Annotated in this window: 4 protein-coding genes; 2 read left to right on the top strand and 2 right to left on the bottom strand. The window is 71.3% G+C overall.

The window, feature by feature from the left end; all coding sequences use genetic code 11:
- Both RIF89_RS09335 and RIF89_RS09330 read left to right on the top strand, forming a co-directional pair.
- A partial coding sequence (locus RIF89_RS09335) for a bifunctional [glutamine synthetase] adenylyltransferase/[glutamine synthetase]-adenylyl-L-tyrosine phosphorylase (protein WP_309068846.1) occupies positions 1 to 2,919 on the top strand: 2,919 nt, incomplete at its 5' end.
- A 43-nt stretch (positions 2,920 to 2,962) separates the two neighbouring features.
- The gene (locus RIF89_RS09330; protein ID WP_309068845.1) at positions 2,963 to 3,919 is read left to right on the top strand and encodes a phosphatase PAP2 family protein; all 957 of its coding nucleotides are present in this window, start codon (positions 2,963 to 2,965) and stop codon (positions 3,917 to 3,919) included.
- Here RIF89_RS09330 and RIF89_RS09325 read toward each other — a convergent pair.
- Entirely contained in the window at positions 3,916 to 5,553 is a 1,638-nt protein-coding gene (locus RIF89_RS09325) for a glycosyltransferase family A protein (protein WP_309068844.1), read from the bottom strand. The two genes, RIF89_RS09330 and RIF89_RS09325, sit on opposite strands and share 4 nt — an antisense overlap.
- Positions 5,554 to 5,671: 118 nt before the next feature.
- On the bottom strand, positions 5,672 to 7,017 hold a 1,346-nt coding region (gene glnA, locus RIF89_RS09320; RefSeq protein ID WP_309068843.1), incomplete at its 5' end, for a type I glutamate--ammonia ligase.

Below are 7,017 nucleotides of genomic sequence, written 5' to 3'. Positions count from 1 at the left end.
CAGCTCGCCGAGCTGGGCCGGCTCGTCGGGATCGACCGCCAGGACCTGCTCGCCGACGCGGCCCACGCTGCCGATCCGGACGAGGCGCTCGCAGGCCTCCTGCGTATCGCGCGCCGCGACGCGCGGGCCGTGGGGAAGGTGCTGCAGGATGCACGCGGCCGGGATGTGGCGTGGCGGCTGCTGGGGGCCTCGCGAGGCTTCGCGGACTTCTATCTGCGCCGTCCCGAGCGCCTCGCCGAGCTGCCGGGTGCGGGGCGACGGCTGCCGACGTCGCAGGAGCTGAGGGGGGCGATCGCCACCGCTGTCGGCGCCGACGCGGCCGGTTTCGCGGCCTCCGGCGACGACTCGGCTTGGATCTCCCTGCGTGTGGCCTACCGCGCGGCCGTCGCGGAGATCGCGGCGTACGACCTGATGCACCCCGACCCCGTGTCGGTCGTCGGCGCGGTCTCCGCCGCGCTGGCGGATGCCGCGGGAGCGGTGCTCGATGCGTCCCTCGCCGTCGCGCGCGCGAAGGTCACGAGCACGACGGGCTTCGGCGGATTCGCTCGCGACGAGGTCGCGCAGACCAGGCTCGCGATCATCGGCATGGGCAAGTCGGGGGCGCGGGAGCTGAACTACGTCAGCGACGTCGACGTGATCTTCGTCGGGGAGCCCGCGGACGGATCCGACCTGTCCGAGGCGCGCGCGATCGAGATCGCGACGCGGCTGGCGATCCAGACGATGCGCGGCATCGACGGCATCGAGGCCGAGCCGCCGCTGTGGGAGGTCGATCCCAACCTGCGTCCGGAGGGCAAGCAGGGCGCGCTCGTGCGTACGCTCGAGTCGCACATCGCCTACTACGACCGCTGGGCGAAGAGCTGGGAGTTCCAGGCGCTGCTGAAGGCGCGTCCGATCGCGGGAGACGTCGCACTCGGAGACGCGTACGCCGCGGCCACGCAGCCCAAGGTCTGGGCGAGCTCGGGACGCGAGGACTTCGTCGACAACGTGCAGCGGATGCGCGAGCGGGTCATGGAGCACATCCCGTCCGTGGACGTGCCGCATCAGGTGAAGCTCGGCCCGGGCGGCATCCGCGACATCGAGTTCGCCGTGCAGCTGCTGCAGCTCGTGCACGGACGCTCGGACGCCTCGATCCGCCAGCGCGGCACGCTCGGAGCGATCGCCGCACTCGAGGAGGGCGGCTACATCGGGCGGAACGAGGCCGCGGCGTTCGCGCGCGACTACCGCCTGCTGCGCCTGATCGAGCACCGCCTGCAGCTGGTCGGCCTGGCACGCACGCACCTGATGCCCCGCACGGAGGACGGCCTGCGCGCGCTCGCCCGGGCGACGGGACTCGCGGAGTCCGCCGATGGCATCGGCGAGGTGTGGGAGGACATCAAGCGCGAGGTGCGCGAGATCCACGTGCGTCTGTTCTATCGGCCCCTGCTCGCCGCCGTCGCGCGCCTGCCTCAGGACGACGCGTCCCTCACCGAGGAGCAGGCCCGCGACCGCCTCGCCGCCATCGGCTTCCGCGAGCCCGCCGTCGCCCTGCGGCACATCGGATCGGTGACGAGCGGCCTGAGCCGGAAGGCGACGATCCAGCGCCACCTCATGCCCGTGATGCTGCGCATGTTCGCGGAGGGCGCGGATCCCGACTACGGCCTGGTCGCCTTCCGCAGGATCAGCGAGCGACTGGGCGAGACGCCGTGGTTCCTGCGGATGCTGCGCGACTCGTCGGGCGCGGCCGAGCGGCTGACGAGGCTGCTGTCGGCGTCGCGGTACGCGGGCGAGCTCATGGAGTGGATCCCCGAGTCGGTCGCGTGGCTCGACAGCGACGAGCAGCTCCGGCCGCGCCCGGTCGCCGCGCTCGAGGAGGAGGCGCGCGCGATCCAGGATCGGCACGAGACGATCGAGGACGCGATGCGCTCCGTGCGCGCGCTGCGGCGCCGGGAGATGCTGCGCACGGCGATGGGAGCGGTGCTCGGCGTCACGACGCTCGACCAGCTCAGCGCCGCGCTCACGACGATCACGGAGGTGACGCTGCGTGCGACGCTGCGCGCCGTCCGTCGCGAGGTCGTGACGGGTGCGGACGCGACGCTCGACTTCGCGATCGTCGGCATGGGGCGTTTCGGCGGCGCCGAGCTGGGCTTCGGTTCCGACGCGGACGTGCTGTACGTGTACCGCCCCGAGGAGGTCGAGCCGCACCGCGCTGAGAACCTCGCGCTGAAGATCGTCGCCGAGCTGCGACGCGTGTCCGAGGACTTCCGGCTTCCGCTCGACCTCGACGCCGACCTGCGACCGGAGGGGCGCAAGGGGCCGATCGTGCGCTCGCTCGACGCGTACGCCGAGTACTACCGCCGCTGGTCGGTGTCGTGGGAGGCGCAGGCGCTGCTGCGGGCCCGCGGCGTCGCGGGATCGCTCAAGCTGCTCGACGCGTTCACGCGGCTGGCCGACGACGTGCGCTACCCGGTCGATCCGGACGCGCAGACGGTGCGCGAGATCAAGCGCATCAAGGCACGCGTGGAGACCGAGCGCCTGCCGCAGCGCATCGATCCGACCCGGCACCTCAAGCTCGGCCCCGGCGGGCTGAGCGACGTCGAGTGGCTCGTGCAGCTGCTGCAGCTGCAGCACGCGCACCGCGTGCCGGGACTGCGCACGACGTCGACGCTGGGTGCCTTGTCGGCCGCGGTCGACGCCGGCCTCGTGGGGGAGGAGGACGCCGACCGCCTGCGCGCGGCCTGGCTGCTCGCGGCACGCCTGCGATCGGCCAACACGCTGCTGTCCGGCCAGACGAGCGACGTCCTGCCCACCGATCGGCGTCTGCTCGATGGCATCGGCCGCATCCTCGAGTACCCGCCGCACAGCGCCACGCAGGTCGAGGACGACTGGCTCGGCACCGCCCGCCGCGCCCGCCGCGTCTTCGACCGCCTGTTCTACGGCTGAGTCCACGCGCCGGCGAGTTCCGGCCTGTCGGGAGGTTCACGGCATGAGTCCGATGGAAGAAGCGCGCCGGAACCCCGTCACGGCCACGCGTGACCCTGGCGGTCGGCGATGGCCCGTCGCGGCGGTGACAGGGGCGGCCCTTCTGAGCGGCACGTACCTGATCGCCGTCTGGACCGTGGGCGGTCAGGTCCTCGAGAACGCGGCGCTGCGCGGCGCGGACCAGGTGCGGCCCGATGAGCTCACCGTGGCCGACCAGGCGCTGGGGCACATCACGGTCTGGTCGCTCGCCGTCGCCGTGGTCCTCGTCGCGGCGGTCGCTCTCGCGCGGCGTCGCTTCGATCTCGCCGTCGCCGCGGTCGGGGTGATCGTGGTGGGGCAGCTGATCACGCAGACGCTGAAGCGATTCGTCCTGCCGCGGCCCCCGCTCGTCGAGGTGATCGGCGACTACATGCAGAACAGCTTCCCGAGCGGCCATACGACCATCGCCATGACGATCCTGTTCGCGGCGCTCATCGTCGTGCCGTACCGATGGCGCGGCGTGGCGATGTTCTTCGTGCTGACGTGGGCGATAGGGATCGGCGCGTACACGGTCACGGCGAAGTGGCACCGTTTCAGCGACACGCTCGGCGCAGACGCCGTCGCCCTGATCTGCGGATGCCTTGCCGCCTGGTGGCTCGCACGCCGCGGTGCGATCAGCCCGTACACGGGAAGAGCACACCGGGGGCGGATCGTGCTCGTGGTGCTCGTCGGCATCGGCGCGCTCGCCTCTCTCGCGCTCGGTGCGCTGCTGTGGATCCTTCCCCTGGCACGCGGACTCGACCTCGCCGTCGCGGATCCGGCGCAGGACTACACGGCCTACCTCGGCGCCCACTCTCTCGCCGCTGGCGCTTCCGGAGCCACGGCCCTGATCTTCTGGGCGCTGTGGCATCGTCGGGAGGTCGCCGACCGGCCGCGACGCGACGTCGTGGCCGTCGGAGACGCGAGCGCGCCGGCGTCCTAACGCGAGCGCGCTTCTCCGGCCCGGCGCACCCGGCGCCTCGCGTCGCGCAGTCGCGCCCGGATGCGTCGCACCACGCGGGCGGCGACGTCCCGCGTACGCCCCGCGGGGAAGTCGCGCCGGAGCGCCACTTCTCCGTCGTCGAGGACGACGAGGCGGCAGCGGCGGCCCGCGAGCCACGGCGCCCGTCCGATGCGCTCGATGACCGACGGATCCGCTCGGAGCGGGCCGGACAGCTCCCATCCCGCGTGCCGCACATGCGCCGTGATGCGTCCGCCGTCAGACGGGTCCCGCCACGGGAAGACGCTCAACGGCTCGACGACGACCTTCGCACCCGCCAGCCTGCGGGCGGCGCGTCCCGGCATCCGCCGTTCCTGTCGGCCGGCGCGCAGGTGCAGCTGGACCCTGTCGGCGCGGAGGTCGCGTGTCGCATCGAGCGTGCCCTCGCCGAGATCGGCGATGCCGAGGTCCGCGGGGGGCCGCCAGGTGGGGGAGGACCCGTCGTCCCCCGGCAGCACGGGCGCGCTCTCACCGCGGTGCAGGATCGTCGCGTCCAGCGTCACCTCGAGCGCCCCGTCACGGCGCCAACGCGCGGACCTGACCTCCGCCCGGCACCGGAGGCCGCTCTCGAACTCCGCGAGCCGGACGAGGTCCTCCCGGCGACCGGCTCGCAGCAGGGCGGAGCGCACGCGCAGCGGGAACGGCAGACCGGCGTCCACGTCCGCGGAGAACCACCGCCGCACGAGCGGCTCGACCGCGTCGAGGAAGCGCGCACGGTAGTTCTCGGGATAGCGCAGGAGGCGGCGCGCATCGAGCCGCTTCAGGATCTTGCCCCGGTACCAGTGCGTCAGCAGCGTGTCGCGCAGCGGTCCGGGTTCGGTGTTGCGCTCCACGATCTCGAGGACCCGCTCGAGGTGCGGGAAGTACGTGTCGGGGTCGATGCGCGAGGAGCTCGCGCTGCCGGCGTTCTTGAGCCACGCGTAGCACGGCCGGCTCGCGAGGATCGAGATCGTCTCCGCCGCGAAGTACGCCTGCATGACGAACTGATGATCCTCGAGACGCACGCGGCCGTCCGGGAAGCGGATGCCGTTGTCGCGGATGAAGGACGTCCGGAAGAGCTTGTGCGGCGTCAGCAGCTCCAGCAGCGGGTCCCGTCCGAGGACCGCGGAGGGGATGTCGCGGCGGAAGATGGCGCCGGGGATGGCACGCCCGACGCCCACCACCTTCCCGACGACGACATCCGAGCGGTGGGCGTCGGCGAAGGCGGCCATGTCGCGCAGGCCGTTGTCGAACACGCGGTCGTCCTGATCGGCGAAGAACACGTACTCGCCGGCCGCCGCGTCGATGCCGTGGTTGCGCGGGGTTCCCGGCCATCCGGTGCGCTCGAGCTCCAGCACGTGCACGTGCGGACGCGAGGAGGCGATGCGGCGCAGGCGATCCCTGGTGTCCTGGTCGGAGCCGTCGTCGCACAGCAGCACCTCGAGCCGGTCGGTACCGAGCGTCTGCCGATCCAGTGAGGCGATGAGATCGTCCAGACCCGGGCCGGGATTGTAGACCGGCACCACCACGCTCACGCGCGGCGAGGCCGTCCGCGCGCGGGAAGGGGAGGCGTCGATGCGTGCGGCGGGGGCGCTCATCACCCCATTCCATCCCGAGAGCCGCGCCGGACTCAACCGCCGCGCCACGGGACGTGCCGTGGAAACACGACGAAGGCCCCGTCACCGCAAGGTGACGGGGCCTTCGGGTGGGGCCGGATCAGACGCCGAAGTACAGCTCGAACTCGAACGGGTGAGGGCGCTGGGCCATCGGACGGATCTCGTTCTCGAGCTTGTAGTCGATCCACGTGTCGATCAGCTCGTCCGTGAACACGCCGCCGGCCGTGAGGAACTCGCGGTCCTTGTCGAGCGCCTCGAGCGAGTCCTGCAGCGAGTTCGGCACCTGCGGGATCTCCTTGGCCTCCTCGGGCGGGAGCTCGTAGAGGTCCTTGTCGACGGGCTCGTGCGGCTCGATGCGGTTCTTGATGCCGTCCAGGCCGGCCATCAGCTGCGCCGCGAACGCGAGGTAGGGGTTGCCGGACGCATCGGGCGCACGGAACTCGATGCGCTTGGCCTTGGGGTTCGAGCCCGTGATCGGGATGCGGATGGCCGCCGAGCGGTTACCGGCCGAGTAGACCAGGTTGACCGGCGCCTCGAAGCCCTTCACCAGGCGGTGGTAGCTGTTCAGCGTGGGGTTCGTGAAGGCGAGCACCGCAGGAGCGTGCTTCAGGATGCCGCCGATGTACCAGCGTGCGATGTCGGAGAGCTGGCCGTAGCCCTTCTCGTCGTAGAACAGCGGCTTGCCGTCGTTCCACAGCGACTGGTGCGTGTGCATGCCCGAGCCGTTGTCGCCGAAGAGCGGCTTCGGCATGAAGGTCGCGACCTTGCCCCACTGCTCGGCGACGTTCTTCACGATGTACTTGAACTTCAGGATGTCGTCCGCCGCGTGCACCATCGTGTCGAAGCGGTAGTTGATCTCCTGCTGACCGCCCGTGCCCACCTCGTGGTGCGCGCGCTCGAGCTGCAGGCCCGCCTCGATCAGGTGGAGGCTGATGTCATCGCGCAGGTCGGCCGTCTTGTCGACCGGCGAGACCGGGAAGTAGCCGCCCTTGTACGGGGTCTTGTTGGCGAGGTTGCCGCCCTCCTCGGCGCGGCCGCTGTTCCACGCGCCCTCCTCGGAGTCGACCGAGTAGAAGCTCGCGTTCTGCTTCACCTCGTAGCGCACGTCGTCGAAGATGTAGAACTCGGCCTCGGGTGCGAAGAACGCGGTGTCCGCGATGCCGGTCGAGGCGAGGTACTTCTCGGCCTTCTTGGCGACCTGACGCGGGTCCTTCGAGTAGATCTCGCCGTTGCGCGGGTTGTAGATGTCGAAGACCATGACCAGCGTCTTCGCCTCGCGGAACGGGTCGAGGTAGGCCGTCGTCACGTCGGGGATGAGCTGCATGTCCGACTCATGGATGTTCGCGAAGCCCCGGATCGAGGAGCCGTCGAACAGCTGCCCCACCGTGAAGAACTCCTCATCGACAGTCGAGGCCGGGATGTTGAAGTGCTGCTGGACACCGGGGA

The sequence above is a fragment of the Microbacterium sp. genome (genome assembly GCF_031178525.1).
Taxonomy (GTDB): domain Bacteria; phylum Actinomycetota; class Actinomycetes; order Actinomycetales; family Microbacteriaceae; genus Microbacterium.
Note: the sequence above shows the minus strand (reverse complement) of the source record. Positions and strands in the feature narration are given on the sequence as shown.